We start from the raw sequence: 17561 nt of genomic DNA, 5'->3' as shown, positions 1-17561 counted from the left end.
TTTTATCCTCCTCAGAAATATTGTTTGATATTTTGGCGATCGAATACATCAGAAGTTAGCCAGATTTTCGATCGAGTAGATCTTCGCACAATTGGGCAAAAAATTTACCTTTAACATCCCAATCATATACTTCTTTGACGCGCTTTCTACCTGCTTCACCCAAACGCGATCGCCCTAAAGGATCTTTGCCTAAACACACTATAGCTTCTGCTAAACCTTCCACAGCGCGATCGGGGTCTGTAGCCGGAACTTTAATGCCCGTTTCAGCAGTAACCTGAGTAGCAGGACCACCCAAATCCAAACAAATCACCGGACGACCTATCCCCATCATTTCCGTGCAGACAAAACCCCCAGAATCGTGCAAACTAGGGTGAAGGAGAACGTGAGATTCCCCCATTTTAGAAAGAGTTTCACCACGAGGTAGAGAACCCCAAAAATGAACCTGGTTTTTGATTCCCAATTCTGTTGCCAAAGTTTCCAAACGCTGCCTTTCTGGACCATCTCCCACAATCCAGTATTCCGATTGTTCCAGCTTCGCCTCCGCAAATGCACGGAGTCCCAAGTGCACTCCTTTCCAGTGTAAGAGACGACCGACACTGATGAATCTAATGGGTTGTTCCGGGGGAGTTGGCAATTTTGCTAGTGCTTGAATTTCCGGCTGCGACAAACCGACTTGCGAGAAAATTTTCACATTTTTTGCTTTCAGAAATCGGAGTCTTGCCGCCGTTTCTTCGGTAGTTGCTAACGCGACAACACTGCGACGCGCCGTCAGCCCTACAAACGGATCGCGTTCCCCCAATCTTTGAGCCCATTCCCGGAGAGTTTCGTAAATTTTGCCCCGGCGGCTAAAATCTTGCCAAAAAGGCTTTGGTGCTGCTTCTGCACCCCCCACAGGCCCCCAAATGAAAGGGTGCGGTAATAATGCTAGGAAACTGGGAGACCAATGTTTCACATAAGTTACGTGCTGTATTATGTCAAAACCGATCGCGCGATCGAGTTTCCGAGCGATAAAATAAGCCCAGATTTGCCACAAATAGTAGTGAAGTTGCAGCAATCCTTGTTTCCCTTTCCAATCTTCGCTCCACCCAAAGGGGTCAAAATAAATAAAATGCAAATTGGGTACTGGATTGCGTTCTAATTCTGCTTCTATGTACGATCGACAAAAAGTGCGAGTAAATACCCAAGTTTCGTGATATTTAGCAGCTTGAATCACTGTATTCCATCCGACTCCTTCTTCAGAGCCGAGATTTGGTTCGCAAGCAAAAGCGGATAATAGAACTTTCATCAATTATTTGGTATAGGGCATTGGGCATTGGGCACCTGTGCTGAGCGTAGCCGAAGTATTGGGCATCGCTGCACTGGGCATCGCTGCACTGGGCATTGCTAACAAATAACAACTGTCAACTAACAACTGCGAACAGTTAACAGTTAACTGATTTCATTAAAAAAGAGATAACTTCGACATAACCTTTAGCCGCCGTTTCAGGAGTTTTTTGAGCAATTAGCTGTCGCGACCGCTCCCCCATCGACTCAATCAAATCAGGATTATCTAGAAAAACTTGCATTTTTTCTGCTAACTCCTGAGCCTGACTAGGATCGAAAATATAACCGTTTTCCCCTGACACAATCAATTCACAGGAAGCCGCACCCTTTGAACACAATACCGGTTTTCCAAACACCATTGCTTCTGGTACAACCATGCCCCAGACATCCTCAAAAGTAGGAAATACAAAAACATCAGCTTGGTCAAAATAAGTCCCCAAACTTCCGTAATCTACCCATCCCACCCATTTTACTTGTTCGTAAAAATCTTGTTCTCTAATAAAACTTTCCAATTCCTCCTGCTGGTCTCCCTTGCCAACAATCAGTAAAGTATAATCAGAATATCCTTGTTTTTTGAGAAGAGCACAAGCTTCTAACAGCGTCTTAATTCCTTTTCTGGCGGTAATCCGCCCCACATATAAAAAAATCGGCTGCTTGAGGTCTAATTTTTTGACCTTAGTTGTGGACAAAGGTTTCAGCAGCGTTTCCGCATCGGGAACTAAATAAGTTCTCGTAAAAACTTCCGCTTCTGGTACATTCAGCGATTCTACCAAATATCTTTTTCCTGCTTCGCTGTTAGAAACAAAAGCATCAGCAAACTTCGCTAATATGCGTCTGACAGATGTCCGAAAACTCGAATCTCGAAAATCTGTGTTCGGGGAACTACCATCATAAATAATGGCAATTCGCCACCGACAAATAGGTTTAAGAAGCACCACCAAGACAGTCCACAAAGAAAAAGCTTGAGGAAAAACTATATGAGGTCTAAATTTGAGCAAATGACCGATGATACTGGGTGATACGGCGATAAAACCGCGATCGTACCCTGTTTCAATCTTTTCCGTTTCGACAAACTTAGTCTCGCCTACCAATACAATCGAAGATGCTCCTGGTAGCGTCGGATCGAATCCAGACCAAACACGACCAGTATAAAAAACTGTATTCTTAAATACTTTGGTAAATTCTCTCAATACTGGCTGCCAGTAAGCTCCCAATTCGACTTCCGGGACTAGCCAAGCGACGCGGATTTCATCCATGCGATTCACCTTTTAGTTGTAGGAGTAGAGCTGATTAGCCACGATAGCCTAAAGGCCCTCGGCGGACTGAGGTGAGAATCAACCTCAAATAAGGTAGCAGCCAATATATCGGCCACAATATATTTGTGTGCCGCTTTACGAGCACTTTCGACTCTTTGGGACTAAAACCTTTGGGTTGCATTACCTGTTTCCAGCGATCAAGCAAACTCATGTTCGGGTCTTCCCAGCAGTTACCCTCAGACGGGTTAGCCGAGCAGGTTCCGACGTATCCGGGAACTACCCAAACTGTACAATTTTGTTGCACCGATCGCAAACCGTAGTCAATATCTCCCATGCTGTGAATAAAAGCTGGGTCTAAGTTACCCACTAATTCAACTACCTCTCGCGGTATCAAAACGCAGTTGCCGTTCATTGTACTGCACTGTTGAGCTTCGGCGATCGGTTCCAGCAGACGAAAATGCAGAGGGTGCCACCAGCTAGTCCGCAACCAGCCCCCGTAAGTCAGCGCCCCAGTTGTCGCATCGTGAGTAGAACCCACTGCAATCGGTCGCCTGTGGCCTTGCTCGGCCAAGCTTCTGGACGTTGCCAGCAGAGTGTTCACAGCCGACGGTTCCAGTACAGTGTCATCGTTGAGCCAGAGGTAGTAGTCATAATCATGCTTCATCGCTTCCGCCAATCCCTGCCGCATTCCCCCATTCCAGAACAAATTCCCATCTCCGCCCAGCAATTTCACCTGGGGATAAGTCTCCTGCACAGCTTCGCGAGTACCATCAGTGCTGGCATCGTCCACTAAGTAGACCACCAGCAATACATCTGCTGGTAGTATCTGATTGAATAATGCCGCGAGACTAGCTAAGGTCTTTTGCTTGCGATTGTGGCAAGTTATGATTGTCGCTATAGTGCTGTGTGGTTTCATCAATCTATAATAGTTTCATTCAATATTATTGTAGTCTGGAAAAAATTATGAGGCAATTCCTAAAAAAAATAGCGTACCAAATGCTTAAGCCTCTGGGATTTGATGTCCCGCGAAAAGGCATGAGAACATCTATGTACGGTATGCTCGATCAGTTGATCGAGTTGGGTTTTCAACCAGAAACAGTTATAGATGTCGGCGTTGCCTACGGGACTTTTGAATTGTACGAAAAGTTCCCCACAACCAACTTCTTACTGGTAGAGCCTTTGATCGAATACGAGAAAAATTTAAAAGCAATTTGTCAAAAATACCATGCTGAGTATATCATGGCCGGCGCCGGTGCTCAAGCGGGAAATATTACGATTAATGTTCACCCTCAACTCTACGGATCTTCTACTCTCAACGAGTCAGAAGGCAGTCTGGCCGACGGTATACCTAGAGAAATCCCTCTAGTTGTTCTCGATGATGTGTGCCGGGAAAAAAACTTAAAAGCCCCTTATTTATTGAAAATTGATGTCCAAGGTGCCGAGTTGAATGTTTTAGATGGCTGTCGTCAGATGCTTGAGGATACAGAAGTAATCATACTGGAAGTATCCCTGTTTCAATTCTTTGTTGGTGGCCCGCAATTATACGATGTTGTGAGTTATATGAAAGAGCGCGGATTCGTCACCTACGATATTTTTGGAGGTTACATCCGCCCTCTCGATGGAGCGTTGGCTCAGGTAGATATGGTGTTTGTTAAAGAAAACGGACTATTTAGAAAGTCTCATTTTTTTGCGACACCACAGCAGCGGAAACAGTTAGTTTAATTGGCTGCACTGTTGGCGGCGCTGGCGAGTTCAGAAAACAGCGACAAGTAGCGGCGAGCTTGTATGTCTGAGGTGAATTCTTGTTCGACTTTCTGGCGCGCCCTGGTGCAGAGTTTTTGGTGTCGATCGGGATTTTCTAGTACCCATGCAATACCTGTAGCTAAATCTTCTGTTTCATAAGGTTTAGCTAAGTAGCCATTGGAGCAATGCTCGATCAAATCTGGCATTCCCCCAATCTTGAATCCGACACTGGGGATGCCACAGGCTGCCGCTTCCATCACCGTATTCGGTAAATTATCGTAAACAGAAGGAGCCACGAACACATCCGCTGCTGCATAAACTATTGCCAGAGAAACGTCGTCAGCGAATTTACCTAAGTAATGCGTGTTAAAACCAAGTTCAATCGGATTGGCTGCTCCCGAAGAACCAAAAACTAGCAACTGTATGCGATCGTTCCAGCCCGATTTACTGAGACTTTGCAAAGCCGATACCAGCAAGTTAAATCCTTTCCAGCGATCGCCCGTACCGCTAGCACCGCCAAAGAGTACAATTTGTTTATCTTGAGGTAAATTCAGGATTTCTCTAGCCCATTGCCGGTTGATGGGTTTGTACTTTTGAGTATTAATCCCATTCGGAATTACCTCAACTCGCTCGTCTTTAAACAGAGCACTAGAACTAGCACATTTCGCCAGCCAAGCACTAGGGCTAACCAAAGTTAAGTTAAGATTTTTCCAAGCTTTCGCTTTCCTGTGCCACACCCAACGCGACAAATCCCCATCCTTGCTGCTGTGGAGTTGGTGACAGCTACCGCAAGATTCAGTATAGCGATCGCACTCTTCGCTATAGTGACATCCACCCGTGAAAGGCCACATATCATGGAGAGTCCAGACTAGGGGCTTATTAAACTTCGGAATGGTTTCTACTTGCATATACCCGCCACAAACCCAGTGTAAATTAATAATATCTGGTTGGATTTTGGCAACTTTCGCAGCCAGGGAGTCTGGTAGCCATTGAGGAGAAAATATGGCGGGATTTCTCTGAGGATAAAGCCGTAATGGAGCATTTGATATAGTCGAAATAATCTTATCAAACTTGTTGGCTACCCCATCCTGTGACACAATGACATTTGCATCCCCACTTATCTTATTTTTCACCAGCATTTGGGAAGACACCCCAATCCCCTGCAAACCTGCGTGCAGTCTATAAGCTGCGCGGGCTGCACCACCGACCGTATCAGAACTATTAAGAACTACAACCTTCATCTACCTTGCCTGTCCTCTAGATTTAGAACGTCTAATGCGATCGGATTTGTGTCAACACTTTATGGACTTTTTTTTGTATCTTCTTTAGCAGCGGCGGATCGTAATCATACAAAGTATTTTGAGTGAAATTATCTGCTTGGGCGTCCCGAATTGCAAAGGGTGGGTGTTTCAACGGAAATGTTAGGGCTTCCGCTGCCATATTATTATATGGACTGGTGACATCCCCCGTGTGAGTTCCCCCCGTACCGTGTCCGATGTTAGAAGCTAAATTGACATTAGCTAGAATATTCATACCATTTTGAATAAAGCTAGCAAAAGCCCACTGGAAATCCCAAGTATCTATCTTTTTCTCATAACAAAGCTCAAAAGTATTCGTCCAAACTTTTACTGCTTGCGGATCTCCCAGTACATCCGCCAAAAAATTACCATCGCGAATTTCCGGCCACAACTTCATATCTAAATCGTAGTGCTGCCAAGCTCGTCTCCAAGTCGCCCAACTCCAGCAGTGATTGTAGCGAGAAAAGTAGTAGCTGTAATCAGTTCTTTTTCGCCCAAACTGAACATTTTGACCGGAGATTGACATGATTCGGCGATCGTCTCGGTAGCGATCGAGCAATTCTTCAGCAAAACGGAAAAAGGTCGGATGAGGCAAACAGTCATCCTCAATAATAATCGCCTCTTCCACCATCTCAAACACCCAATTGATACCGCTGGAAACCCGTAGCCGACAGCCCAGATTTACGTCAGCATAATTTTTCAATACTTCGCAGTCCCAATCTACTCGCTCAATAATGGCACGAACGCGATCGCAATCTCGGTCTTCCCCCAGTCTATCTGCACGGGGTCCGTCCGCAACTACTAACAGTTTCGGTGGCTTCACTTTGCGAATTTCTGCAAACACCCTTTCGGTTTCTTCCGGGCGTTTAAAAATAATAAATGCGACGGGAGTTTTCAATTGCCAATCCAACATTTAAATTCTCTACTATAATTTTAATTCACAACATCAGCAGTCATATAGGATTTAAACTCAGCAAAATTCAGAACCATCACAGTCGCTATGAATGCCAGTGTATCATTTTTCGTCTGATATGGCAAAAATCTATAGCGACCAGAAGCCATTCTAGGGTTGCTTTCTTGGTAGATAATATCTTGAGCAAAGTTGCCCCAGCGCTCATCTATTAAATCAATGGTCATGCCAGCATGGGCCGAAGGCAGTAGCATATTAGAGCCGTGCAGACCAATTACTAAACGGCTTTCTGCATACAAGTGGCATATTTCCTGTTCAATTTTTTCAGTAAAACTATCCACCCTATAATCTTTAATCCATTCTGGGAACTTAGTTGTTGTCCCCAGACCAGCCACTGCAAATTTAGCCGTTGGTATCTGCAACCTGATTTTCTTAAATACTTCCTGAATCATCAAATTTTGGAGCCATAGTGCAATTTTTTGACCCTTCAGCTTTCTCAAAACTCGGAACAAAAAACGATTAACTAACAAACGATCTTCGCGCCAGATAAAAGTAATTTTGATTTCTTCTCCATCAAAATTGTGTTTGGGCACCCTCGTAAACCTGGTGATGTCAAACCGACTCGGATGAGAATAGGCTTCGCTGACATAAATCTCCTCAAAACGTTTAGTTTCTTCCTGCACAAACTCGGCAAAGCTGGGGTAATAATTCAGACCATTTTTTAAAGAGATAGGTACTGTCCAGACTTCCGCCACTCCTTCGGGAACCATCCACCTTAAAAACTTAGGCACGATCGTAATTAGCCCAAATTCCGGGTTGCAATCCAAGTGTCTTTCTGCATTGAGTAACTTTAACAGGGAGTGACCGTAAAGATAGTCAATACAGTTTAAGATGATTACCCGATCGCACTTCTTAAAAATTTCTTTGGTGATTTCAAGTTTCTCAGGTCTCGGATTTTGGAGTGAATGGAGCAAGGGTTTTCCTAACCATTCTGCCATCCTCTTATCCCCAGAAAAAACCTCTCCTTTTGCTAAATCAACTTGAATGGATGTGTGAGACCCATGACCAACTCTCAATACATCGATTATTTCAGTGTCAGAGTCCTTTAACTTAGATTTCACACAAATCTGAATCCCCTGCCATAGGACCTCGATGGGTGTGAGAGCAGCACCTGTTCTGGGACAATTGGATTGCTGCTGAATGTCGGGTTTGATTTTAATCATAAAAACCTCACGGGAGCTTGGAAACCCAGTGGCTTTAGCCCTGGGAGGAAAAGGGACGCAGGATAATTTAGTGTCCCGTCAAGAGTTTTAAAATCCATAATTGTATCCATCTTTTTGATGAATGAGAAAACAACATTTGTAGTTAATTCCTTGAATTAATCCCTGGACTGCTGACACATTAAAACTGCCAGATGAGCGGACAGCGACCCTGCCCGTATAAGTGCCAATCTTTTTACCCGAAGTAACAACAGCTTTTATAATGTCACCCGTCTGAAAACCTTTGACAAATTTTAATCTCGGAACGTACCGAGAAGGAAATCCAAACTTGTCTGTGCGACACATCTGTCTTGAACCATGTCCAGTGGCTTTGATATTTAGGGGTTGATTTGCTAATACAGAAATATTAGGCGCATCCCCTACGCAAACTGCATCAAAGAAGTGGGTTTTTGGTAATTTTAACCGTAAACGGTTGAATTTGGTCAATCCGCCTGAACCCGTGACAATGACCTTGCCTGTTTCTTTCAGGCGATTAAACAAAGCCCATCGGGTTGAGTTGACAGCAGCCGCATCCTTCAATGGGCGCTTAGCTTGTGCCAAGATTTTCTTCAAAATATCGGGCTTTCTCGCCAAGAATATCTTGATATCCTTAGTCCCTTTTTTGGTATTACAAGGTTCACAGGCTAAGCACAGATTAGATACTCTATTGGTTCCACCTGATGATTTAGGATGAATGTGTTCAACTTGTAGCGGTACATTTTCCACACCACAGTAAGCGCATCGTCTATCCCATTTTTCAAGAAGATACTCACGGACTTCGTAACCTTGCAACTTTCCTTGTTGATACTCAATTCCTGATATTTCTGGGGTTTCCATTTTTGGCAAATCGAATCTGACTAATTCTTGAAAGATTGTGTGAACTGGTGCAAGTCTTGACAACTTGTTTACCCAAGTTAAAGTCGTTTCTACACGGTGGCGAAGACTAGGTGCTAACCAACCTTCGGGTCTAGTTCGGTTCAAAAACCTCGCTTGACGATACCTTGTGTGCCGATTTCTGCGACTGCGCCGTAGAGAGCGACGAGACTCTAGCAATCCCTTAATTGCTTGACCGCGATGAGTTAATTCAGCTACCCACATTAGCTCGGAGTCTCGAAGTATAGCTATTCCAGTAACTTTTGAACCAGGGTCTATCTTTAAAGTTACAGGTTGCGGGTCTTGAGACACCACTTTTTTCAAAATTATTGTGAAAGGGTAAAGTCGGAAAACTTTACATTTACCAACCTTTAATAGTTTGCGTGCCAAAGACGGTTTGCATGGTGTTAGTGGTTTGCGGTTGGCATCTAAAACAAAAACGTAATTTGGTTGGATAGACATTGTTGTGTCTCTTCGATTTCTCGTAAAGTTCGCTTTGCCAATGTTATAAGGGCTTTTTACGCTTGCAGCACTGTGTCAGTGACCATAAAACTGTTTAACTGCAAACAACAGAGCGGAAAACTAGCGTCGCATTCTCCGGTGTTATAACCCCAATAACGTAGCCAATTAAGGCGCGAGGCGGGTAAGCACGGCTTCAGTTTATTTGCTGAAGCCCCATGTCTTTAGACCGGGGTTGCTTACTTTATTAATCCCATTATCCGAAAACCCGCTTTGTACAAGTTAAGCGATTTCAAAATTAATTTGCCAAAAGGTCGCAATTCCTTAATCATGAAATTGACTAAAATAATCACATAGAAATAAGTAATCAGAGTAGCTACCGTTGCACCAATCGCTCCATAATTAGGAATCAGAAACCAGTTTAACCCCACATTAAAAATGGAGCCGATGACTGTCAAGTACAGACTGTACCGCAACTGACCCTCTATCGTAAAATAGGTGTTGCGCGCCACCCCAAAGTTACTCCCAAATTGCGCCCAAACATAGATTGCCAGTACCGCTGCTGAACTACTATACTTGTCACCGTAAAGCACCTTTACTATCCAAGGAGAAAGCAATGAAATTGGGAGTGCCACTCCCAACCATAGTATCATCATACTATCACAGTAAATTTGAAATTTATTCATGTATTCTTCATAATTTTTATCTCTTAAATTAGCTAATTTGGGAAAAATAGATGAAGATATAATCATCGGCAAAAAATCGCAGACTTCGGAAATCTTAACCGCCGCAGCATAATATCCCAGTTCAGCATTTTTATTCATCCCACCCAGCATGAGCTGATCGGTCTTTGAATACAAAAAAACTGCAAATGCAGATAACATAATCGGCCAACTTTCCTGCAGTAGTTCCTTGCCCCTGGACCAACTGAATTGCCAATCCTGAATTTTATTTCCCGTAAGCTTATAACAATATAAATAGGCCATGCCGACGATCGCCACCTCTGCCAAGCGAATGCCTGCGAAGGCAAGTAGTGGTGCCCCCAGCATTACCAATCCAATTCTGACTCCGGCTACCAACAAACAGACTGAATTCTTGGCCAGCACTGTATATTTTGACTGGACTTGGGACTCAAACCAAAAATTTATCGTCTCAAAAGCTTGAAATACCGTCCCGGCTGCGATCAAGCCCACTAACCAGCGAGTCAGAGTGTCATTCGGCTTGAATAGGGAAATCATCACCACAGTTAACAACAGAGTGATGCAGCCACCAGTAAATTGCATCGCGAAGGCTGTCCCCAGGGTTTCGTTTTTGCATTCAGGATTGCGAGCGATATCCCGGATGACGATACCACCCAATCCCATGGTTGCTACCGAACTAAAGACGGAAACAAAGGCGATCGAATAGTTGAGCAAACCAAATTGCACCGGCCCCAGATAGCGTGCCACCCAAAGCCCTACGATCAAACCCAGAGCCATCTGCAAAATTTGGTCCGTGAACAGCCACGCCAGATTCACGAGTACCTGACGAAGACCTGGCCCGATTTTTTGACTGGCCACTGCTAGTTTATCTAACATTAGAAAGTTTTGAGTCCTTAAATAGATAAATCAGTTTGTTGAGACTTCGATAGTCAATGCCCAGAGTAGTAATAATACCATAGCTCGGAATTCTACTCATTGGTCAAATTTTAAACTTAATCTAGATTGAGTCGGAATCCCGATCAAGACTCCAACTCCCGTTGGTCGCTCAGGTGGGGCATGGATGAAGATTTGGCACTATCTATACTGAGCCTAACAGTCAGTATCACGTAGCCCAGCCAGACATCCCCAATCTCACCTATAGAACCTTCCGTTATATTATTTAAAATAATAAACACTAAGTAAATAATTGGGATTCCCGATTGAGATAGCGGGCGGCGACTCAGTTCTCTGACAGCAAAAATTAAATTAGTTAACAGAGAAACTAAAATTAGAATCATGCCTGGATAACCAAAAGAAAGCAAAATTGATATGGCACCATTGTGAGCCGTTTTGGGCTGAAACCCATTGGTCGTATATATAAAATAAGCTGGGGTTTGCTCTCCGACTTCATCTTGTTGAAAAAATCCATCAAATCCATAGCCAAACCAAGGACGCTGATTGGCTGCATCGATTAATTTTGGCCAGAATTCCGTGCGTCCAGTCAAGGTCAAATCCTTTCCCAAGCCTCCCACAACAATGGACTCTAAGTTATCGATAATATAAACGCTGGCAATGATTCCCAGCACCGTAAATCCGACAATAGAAGTAAAAGCCCATTGAAATTTTAATTTACTCAAAAAACTTAATGATGATACTACAACTATGAGCATCAAACTATTAACTAAAGAACCGCCAGAGCTAGTAGCTCTCACCAAATAAAAGGAAAAAAACATTAATCCCAGAGCTATCCAGCGTTCTTTCTGAGTTTTAGCACCTTGGGAATAGTGAAGATACCAAAGTGCTGTACATATAACCATGATGCTACCGAAAGCATTTTTGTGACCCGTAATTCCGGCAAATTCGCGTCCCACATTCGGGCGTCGCAAAAAACTAACTATAGCGAGGGAGGTATAGCCCCCTCGCAGTAACCCCGATAGCTCATGCCACTCATATCGTGAACCTATATAAAAACTAACAATTGTAAAACCTGTAAATGCCATTCCTGCTTTTAGTGTAATATCAGGAACTAGCGACCAAAGTGTCGATGTAATTGGCAACAAAAAGTACACAAAACCCGCAGGGTTTCTCAATATTAATGATGACAAACCTTCCACAAATTGCTTGTTTAAAAATTTGACTAATCTGCTACATAAAAGAAATGCAATCCATGGATAAAAAAGAAAAGGAATTTGATAAATAATTCCTTTTTCTGCTTCAGCAATATTTACAAAATGCAGGTAATTAAAAGGAGGTAAATTGACGTGAGGAGATACGAATATGTACAAAATAGTAAACCATCTTTCTAAAGTAAGACCAATTTTTTTTTGACTAGCTATCTGAAAGATGAAGAGAGTAAGAATAAATACGCTCAATCCTAATATAATTAGCAACAAATTATTGCTGAGAATTAGTTCCTTAATTATTTTTGCCATAAATATATTTGTTTGAGTTCTAAGAGGTTCAAATTTGAGATTTGAGATTGGGAATTAAAGAAGTGTTAATTAACTGGCGAGGGAATGTCGCTTGAGTGAGAAGTGCTATAGATTGTAAATTTCTTGAGCCCTATCAAAAATCCTCTCGCCTCTGACTCTCTCCACCTCTAACACCACCATAGACAATATAGATGCACAACCGCCCGTCTGCCATAAACAAGGCATTTCCATGATGAGCGATTAAACTGGTGAAAGATGCTAGTAATCAAATAGGTAGCCTGTGGTTAAGATTGATTTTCCTAAACAAATAACCCTGTCCGTATTGAGTTTAACCTTGTGGACGATCGCCTGGGCGAGTATGATTTCCCTAGGAAGCCCAGGGAGTGCTACGGCGCAAGTCCGATTACGTCCCGGTGCAGCCACCACACCCCCTACAGGGTTGAGGAGATCTCCGGAAAGCTATAAACTAGGTGGAGGCGATCGCATCCAAGTAGAAATACTGGAAGTACCCGAACTCACCCGCGGCTACGAAGTTCTCTCCGACGGTTCTGTCAACCTACCCCTAATCGGTTTAATATCAATCCGTGGCCTGACCTTAGTAGAAGCCACCACTATTATCCGCAACGCCTACCGCCGCGTCCTCAAAGACCCGATAGTCACAGTCAGCCTCGTCGCCGCCCGCCCCCTCAACGTCGGCGTCATCGGAGAAGTCACCAGGCCCGGAAACTTCACCATCACCCTCGCTTCAGGTCCAGGTGTAACACCCTCAGTCCAATACCCAACCGTCACTCAAGCCATCAAACTCGCTGAAGGTGTCACTGGTGTCGCCGACATCCGTAACATCCGTGTCCGCCGGCCCCAACCCGACGGTCCAGACCAAGTGCTCAACGTCAATCTGTGGAAATTCTTGCAGGAAGGAGACATCTCTCAAGACATCATTTTGCAAGACAGAGACACCATTGTGATTCCCACCGTCACCAACTTCAACCAAGCAGAAGCACGCCAATTCGCGACCGCCAACTTTTCCCCACCCCCAGAAAAACCTAGATCCATCTCCATAGTCGGCCAAGTCACCAGCCCTGGAGCTTACGTCGTCATTGGTGGGAACACCACCAACAGCCTGAGCCGGGAAGGATTCCCCACCGTCATCAGGGCTATTCAGCTAGCCGGTGGCATCACTTCAGAGGCAGATATCCGTCAAATTCAAGTGCGTCGCATCACCAGAAAAGGCGAACAAATTATCCCAGTTAACCTGTGGCAATTCCTAGAGTCCGGCGACGGGTCCCAAGATACCATCCTCCAGCAAGGAGATACAATCGTCGTTCCTAAAGCAACTATCGTCAACCCTGCCGAAGCCGGTCTCTTGGCTAACGTTAACTTTGCTCCCCCCGCCATCAATGTGTTTGTGGTAGGAGAAGTCAGAACTCCTCTGGAACCAATCAAGTTGCCGGCCAATGCTACCTTGAATCAGGCTTTGCTCTCTAGAGGATTTTTTGGCTACGAAAACAGCAGAGCTACTAGAGAAACTGTTGACCTAATTCGTCTCAATACTGACGGTACCGCCACTAAACGCACGATCCAAGTCGATTTAACTCAAGGAATTAACGAGGAAAAAAATCCTCAACTCCGCAACAACGATATGATCGTAGTCTCGCGCAGCGGTCTCATCAAATTCGTAGACCGTATGAATACAGTCCTTGGGCCCTTAGGCCCTGCTACCGGAGTGTTAAATTTTCTCAACCTGATCCGCTCTATATTCCGATGAGCAGGTATTGGGCAAAATTGCAGGAAGTCTTAATTTGGCGATCGGGCCCGATCGCTCGGTTAGAATAAACTAAGGAATAGGATTTTCCCGGAGTTGTAGCACTGTAGTATTTGGAATATCAACCTCTAAAATATCGGTAGCATCTTAAATATCAACCTCTCTAATACACACACTGAATATGGATACCAGAAAAAATTATCAACCGTTCCTACCAAAATCTAATGGTCAATTGTCTCCCTTGTCTGCTCCTAACTACAGAGATAAGTTTGAAGAAATAGAAGAAGAAAAACTAGACTTATCTTGGCTATTTGGGGTGGTACGTCGCCGCCTCCTAGTAATGGTAGTAACCAGCATTGCTTTGAGTTCCCTGGTGGGAGTGGCGATCCTCAAAAACTCTAAAAACATTACCATCGACTATGAAGGCTCGTTTTCCTTGTTGGTAGAACCAGCTACCGCTGAAGGTTTACTATCCAAACAATTAGATAATACCGTAGCTGCTGACTTGGCTAAAATCAATATAGAAGGGATTAGTTTAGTAGATTATGAAACGCAAATTAGGATTTTACGCAGTCCCAGAATGATGCGACCAGTGCTACAAAAAATGCGGATATTGTATCCTAATATGACCTACAATGACCTCATGTCAAAAATATCAATAAACCGGATTAGCTATGAAAAAGATGGCAAACAGCAAGGGACAAAAATTTTAGAAATTAAGTACAAAGATTCAAATCCCAAAAGAATTTATGCTGTATTGGATCAAGTTTCTAAAGCTTATTTAGAGTACAGTTTGCAACAGCGACTAACAGGTATTAATCAAGGAATTAAGTTTATAGATATGGAGATGCCGAAGCTCCGAGAAAGAGTCGAAGTTTTGCAACTACAAGTTCAAAAACTGCGTCAGCAGAGCAACTTGTTTGACCCCCAGCTAGAAGGAAGATCTCTGTCAGAACAAGTTCAGAGCATTCGGGGACAGCAAGCCACACTCCAAGTACAGTTAAAAGGGATGCGAACTGTCTACCAAAATTATCAAAAACTACTGGAACAGAATAACCCCGTTGGCATATTAATCACCCAAGGACAAGCTTACGCAGGATTATTAGGTGAAATCCAAAAAGTTGACTCAGAAACTTCCCTAAAATTAGCTCAGTACAGAGAGGACAGCTTGCCGATTTTAGCACTCAAAAAAACGAGGCAAGAACTAATATTAACAGCAAGTCAACAAGCTAAAGAAGTGGTGATGAAAAATTTGAACAGCCAAATCCAAGAAATTGAATCACGAATTTTGGCAATGAATCAGTTACAAAAACAAATGAATCAAAAAAATAGAGAATTTTCCTTGACAACTAGAGAATACGACAACTTACAGCAAGAACTGCTAGTGGTGACTAAAAGTTTGTCCGACTTTTTGGCAAAACGAGAAGCTTTGCGGATAGATGCGGCTCAGCAGCAAATACCTTGGGTACTAATTAACCCTCCAGAAATCCCCTTAGATAAATTCGGAAAATATATAACTTCAACGGTCAAACAAACTCGCAAACAGTTAGTCCTAGCAGTGGTTTTAAGTAGTTTGCTGGGGATAGCGATTGGGTTACTGGTGGAGGTACTCAATAATGTGTTCCATACTCCTGAATCCTTGAGAATGGCAACAAAGTTTCCCATAATTGGAGTAATCCCATTGACGAAAAAAATCAAGCGCCGCTCTCCAGTTAGAACTAGGAAACTCACCTCGGTGAAAGCAAAAAATGCTCAGCCAGTCGATGCTAAACCTCCTATTCCCAACCTGGGAGATACGGGGATTTTTAGGGATTCCGACTATACGTTTTTAGAAGCATTTCGATCGCTCTACACTAATATTAACTTGCTAACTGCCGACAGACCAATTCGATCGCTCTTAGTCAGTTCCGCCTTAGACGGAGACGGAAAATCGACAGTAGCCCTGCACCTAGCGGCCACAGCCGCCGCGGTCGGGCAGAGAGTATTATTAATAGATGCAGATTTGCGTTCTCCGCAACTGCACATTAAGTTAGGACTACCAAACCTGCGGGGGCTCAGCGAAGTCATCTCTACAGACCTCAGTCTTAACGAAGTCATTCAGCGCTCCCCCTCCGAGGAAAACCTGTTCGTACTCACCGCAGGTCAAATTCCTCCCGATCCGATTAAGTTTCTCTCCTCCAAAAAAATGCAGTATCTGATGGAGCAATTTCAAGCATTTTTTGACTTAGTGATTTACGACTCGCCTCCTCTAGTCGGCTTGGCAGATGCCCACTTGATCGCAGCTCACACTGACGGTACGGTATTGGTGGTGAAAATTGCCAAAACCGACCGAGCCCAAGTTACCAAAGTCTTGGAAGAATTAAAAATTTCAGGAGCTTCCATCTTGGGAATGGTTGCTAACGGCTTAAAAAGTTCAGGTCAAAACTACCGCCAGCGCCCAGCACTTATAGATGCCCTCTACGAGGAAAAACTACCCGTTTTAGATCAAAAAAATCATAATTGACAAACGGTGCTCTCATCCGAGTGATTTCTTTAGTCTGGCGTCAGGGACCGTGGCTGCGAAACCGAAAACCAAACTAAATCAGCAATTTTTGACAAAAGTACCATTTAAGAAAGAAAATGATAGACTAACGAACATAGCATGGTGTGTCAAGCGAGATTTCGCGGATGTTTAATTTCGCGCTAATCCTGAAAAACATGATTGGGAAACGAGGCAAAGTGGGTAAACTAAATCCCAAAGAGCAAAATTTCAATCAAGCTAACATATCTTTTATTGTGAACGTTTCAACCCAGAAACTTGGTAAGGACTATTCTATGAGTACAGTTATGGTTGTTGATGATAGCGTAACTCTGCGGGAGATGATCGCTGACTTGCTCAAAGGTAGAGGACTGAACGTCACGGTAGCTAGTGATGGCGTAGAAGCTCTAGAGCAAATTAAGACAAATCGCCCAGATTTGGTAGTTTTGGATATCGTGATGCCCCGGATGAATGGCTATGAAGTTTGTCGCCGACTCAAAAGTGACCCCAAAACTCAGAGTTTGCCTGTGGTAATGTGTTCGAGCAAAAGTGAGGAGTTCGATCGCTACTGGGGTATGAAACAAGGTGCCGATGCTTACATTGCTAAGCCCTTTCACCCCCAGGAATTGGTAGGCACGATCAAGCAACTGCTGCGGGCTTAAGCTTGAGGCGATCGCCACAGGAAAAATCCTGTTGCGTATTTCCGATACTTTTTTGCTAACAAATGCTAACAAACATATAAGTTAAGAGCATCTCTTAACAAAGGGGTATCAACCAATGCCCGAAGGAAAATCCCCCTTTCTCCCGCTCGTGGCACTTGTGCCCCATCGAGCCCTGCGTTGAAGTACCGATTTAACAGGCAACTGGAAGTAGGACTAGACTGTAGAGTCTAAGGATAAGGGGAATGGTTGTCAAAATTACAAGGGTTGGGAACTGTCAGATAAAATCTACCCATATATAGACAAACTTACCGGAATGTACACATAATAGAGTGTATACAGTTAGGTATCCTCTATTATGGAATCCAATGAAGTGACTATTTCAATCG

The 17561-nt window shown here is 43.7% G+C and carries 13 protein-coding genes; 4 read left to right on the top strand and 9 right to left on the bottom strand.

The window, feature by feature from the left end; all coding sequences use genetic code 11:
• Window positions 1-55: 55 nt before the first annotated feature.
• The 3 genes from ACBR23_RS22840 to ACBR23_RS22830 all read right to left on the bottom strand — a co-directional run bounded on the left by ACBR23_RS22840 (window position 56) and on the right by ACBR23_RS22830 (window position 3495).
• The gene (locus ACBR23_RS22840) at window positions 56-1285 is read right to left on the bottom strand and encodes a glycosyltransferase family 4 protein (protein ID WP_371117620.1); all 1230 of its coding nucleotides are present in this window, start codon (window positions 1283-1285) and stop codon (window positions 56-58) included.
• Between the two features lie 136 nt (window positions 1286-1421).
• Entirely contained in the window at window positions 1422-2579 is a 1158-nt protein-coding gene (locus ACBR23_RS22835; protein WP_371117621.1) for a glycosyltransferase family 4 protein, read from the bottom strand.
• Between the two features lie 34 nt (window positions 2580-2613).
• Window positions 2614-3495 carry a glycosyltransferase family 2 protein gene (locus ACBR23_RS22830; protein WP_341738061.1) on the bottom strand — a complete coding sequence of 294 codons (882 nt, stop codon included), beginning with the start codon at window positions 3493-3495 and terminating at the stop codon, window positions 2614-2616.
• An 80-nt stretch (window positions 3496-3575) separates the two neighbouring features.
• On the opposite strand from ACBR23_RS22830, the gene ACBR23_RS22825 reads away from it, so the two are divergent.
• A complete protein-coding gene (locus tag ACBR23_RS22825) occupies window positions 3576-4301 on the top strand; it encodes an FkbM family methyltransferase (RefSeq protein WP_371117622.1) in 726 nt (241 codons plus the stop codon).
• On the opposite strand, the gene ACBR23_RS22820 is transcribed toward ACBR23_RS22825, so the two are convergent.
• The 6 genes from ACBR23_RS22820 to ACBR23_RS22795 all read right to left on the bottom strand — a co-directional run bounded on the left by ACBR23_RS22820 (window position 4298) and on the right by ACBR23_RS22795 (window position 12233).
• Window positions 4298-5563, bottom strand: a complete 1266-nt coding sequence (locus ACBR23_RS22820) for a glycosyltransferase family 4 protein (protein WP_371117623.1) — start codon at window positions 5561-5563, stop codon at window positions 4298-4300. The two genes, ACBR23_RS22825 and ACBR23_RS22820, sit on opposite strands and share 4 nt — an antisense overlap.
• A 31-nt stretch (window positions 5564-5594) precedes the next feature.
• Window positions 5595-6533 carry a glycosyltransferase family 2 protein gene (locus ACBR23_RS22815; protein ID WP_371117624.1) on the bottom strand — a complete coding sequence of 313 codons (939 nt, stop codon included), beginning with the start codon at window positions 6531-6533 and terminating at the stop codon, window positions 5595-5597.
• A 20-nt stretch (window positions 6534-6553) separates the two neighbouring features.
• Entirely contained in the window at window positions 6554-7753 is a 1200-nt protein-coding gene (locus ACBR23_RS22810) for a hypothetical protein (RefSeq protein ID WP_371117625.1), read from the bottom strand.
• Window positions 7754-7840: 87 nt separating this feature from the next.
• Window positions 7841-9124, bottom strand: a complete 1284-nt coding sequence (gene iscB / locus ACBR23_RS22805) for an RNA-guided endonuclease IscB (RefSeq protein WP_341738056.1) — start codon at window positions 9122-9124, stop codon at window positions 7841-7843.
• A 236-nt stretch (window positions 9125-9360) separates the two neighbouring features.
• Window positions 9361-10698, bottom strand: a complete 1338-nt coding sequence (locus ACBR23_RS22800; RefSeq protein WP_371117627.1) for a flippase — start codon at window positions 10696-10698, stop codon at window positions 9361-9363.
• A 143-nt stretch (window positions 10699-10841) separates the two neighbouring features.
• A complete protein-coding gene (locus tag ACBR23_RS22795; RefSeq protein ID WP_371117628.1) occupies window positions 10842-12233 on the bottom strand; it encodes an O-antigen ligase family protein in 1392 nt (463 codons plus the stop codon).
• A 280-nt stretch (window positions 12234-12513) separates the two neighbouring features.
• Between ACBR23_RS22795 and ACBR23_RS22790 the strand changes: the two genes are divergently transcribed.
• From ACBR23_RS22790 to ACBR23_RS22780, 3 genes are all read left to right on the top strand, one after another.
• Window positions 12514-13998 (top strand): polysaccharide biosynthesis/export family protein, encoded by a 1485-nt coding sequence (locus ACBR23_RS22790; protein ID WP_371117629.1) that lies wholly within the window; start codon window positions 12514-12516, stop codon window positions 13996-13998.
• Window positions 13999-14176: 178 nt separating this feature from the next.
• Window positions 14177-16498 (top strand): GumC family protein, encoded by a 2322-nt coding sequence (locus ACBR23_RS22785; protein ID WP_371117630.1) that lies wholly within the window; start codon window positions 14177-14179, stop codon window positions 16496-16498.
• Between the two features lie 311 nt (window positions 16499-16809).
• Window positions 16810-17175 carry a response regulator transcription factor gene (locus tag ACBR23_RS22780; protein WP_340522932.1) on the top strand — a complete coding sequence of 122 codons (366 nt, stop codon included), beginning with the start codon at window positions 16810-16812 and terminating at the stop codon, window positions 17173-17175.
• Window positions 17176-17561: the final 386 nt, after the last annotated feature.

The organism is Microcoleus sp. (assembly GCF_041354475.1).
Taxonomy (GTDB): Bacteria; Cyanobacteriota; Cyanobacteriia; order Cyanobacteriales; family Microcoleaceae; genus Microcoleus.
The sequence above is the reverse complement of the archived record's forward strand: the minus strand, read 5'-3'. Positions and strand labels throughout refer to the sequence as shown.

Excerpts from the sequence above, each read along its gene's own strand:
- ACBR23_RS22815 (WP_371117624.1), bottom strand. The coding sequence starts at position 6,533 with ATGTTGGATTGGCAATTGAAAACTCCCGTCGCATTTATTATTTTTAAA.
- ACBR23_RS22840 (WP_371117620.1), bottom strand. The coding sequence starts at position 1,285 with ATGAAAGTTCTATTATCCGCTTTTGCTTGCGAACCAAATCTCGGCTCT.
- ACBR23_RS22830 (WP_341738061.1), bottom strand. The coding sequence starts at position 3,495 with ATGAAACCACACAGCACTATAGCGACAATCATAACTTGCCACAATCGC.
- ACBR23_RS22820 (WP_371117623.1), bottom strand. The coding sequence starts at position 5,563 with ATGAAGGTTGTAGTTCTTAATAGTTCTGATACGGTCGGTGGTGCAGCC.
- ACBR23_RS22780 (WP_340522932.1), top strand. The coding sequence starts at position 16,810 with ATGAGTACAGTTATGGTTGTTGATGATAGCGTAACTCTGCGGGAGATG.
- iscB (WP_341738056.1), bottom strand. The coding sequence starts at position 9,124 with ATGTCTATCCAACCAAATTACGTTTTTGTTTTAGATGCCAACCGCAAA.
- ACBR23_RS22810 (WP_371117625.1), bottom strand. The coding sequence starts at position 7,753 with ATGATTAAAATCAAACCCGACATTCAGCAGCAATCCAATTGTCCCAGA.
- ACBR23_RS22825 (WP_371117622.1), top strand. The coding sequence starts at position 3,576 with ATGCTTAAGCCTCTGGGATTTGATGTCCCGCGAAAAGGCATGAGAACA.
- ACBR23_RS22795 (WP_371117628.1), bottom strand. The coding sequence starts at position 12,233 with ATGGCAAAAATAATTAAGGAACTAATTCTCAGCAATAATTTGTTGCTA.
- ACBR23_RS22800 (WP_371117627.1), bottom strand. The coding sequence starts at position 10,698 with ATGTTAGATAAACTAGCAGTGGCCAGTCAAAAAATCGGGCCAGGTCTT.
- ACBR23_RS22785 (WP_371117630.1), top strand. The coding sequence starts at position 14,177 with ATGGATACCAGAAAAAATTATCAACCGTTCCTACCAAAATCTAATGGT.
- ACBR23_RS22835 (WP_371117621.1), bottom strand. The coding sequence starts at position 2,579 with ATGGATGAAATCCGCGTCGCTTGGCTAGTCCCGGAAGTCGAATTGGGA.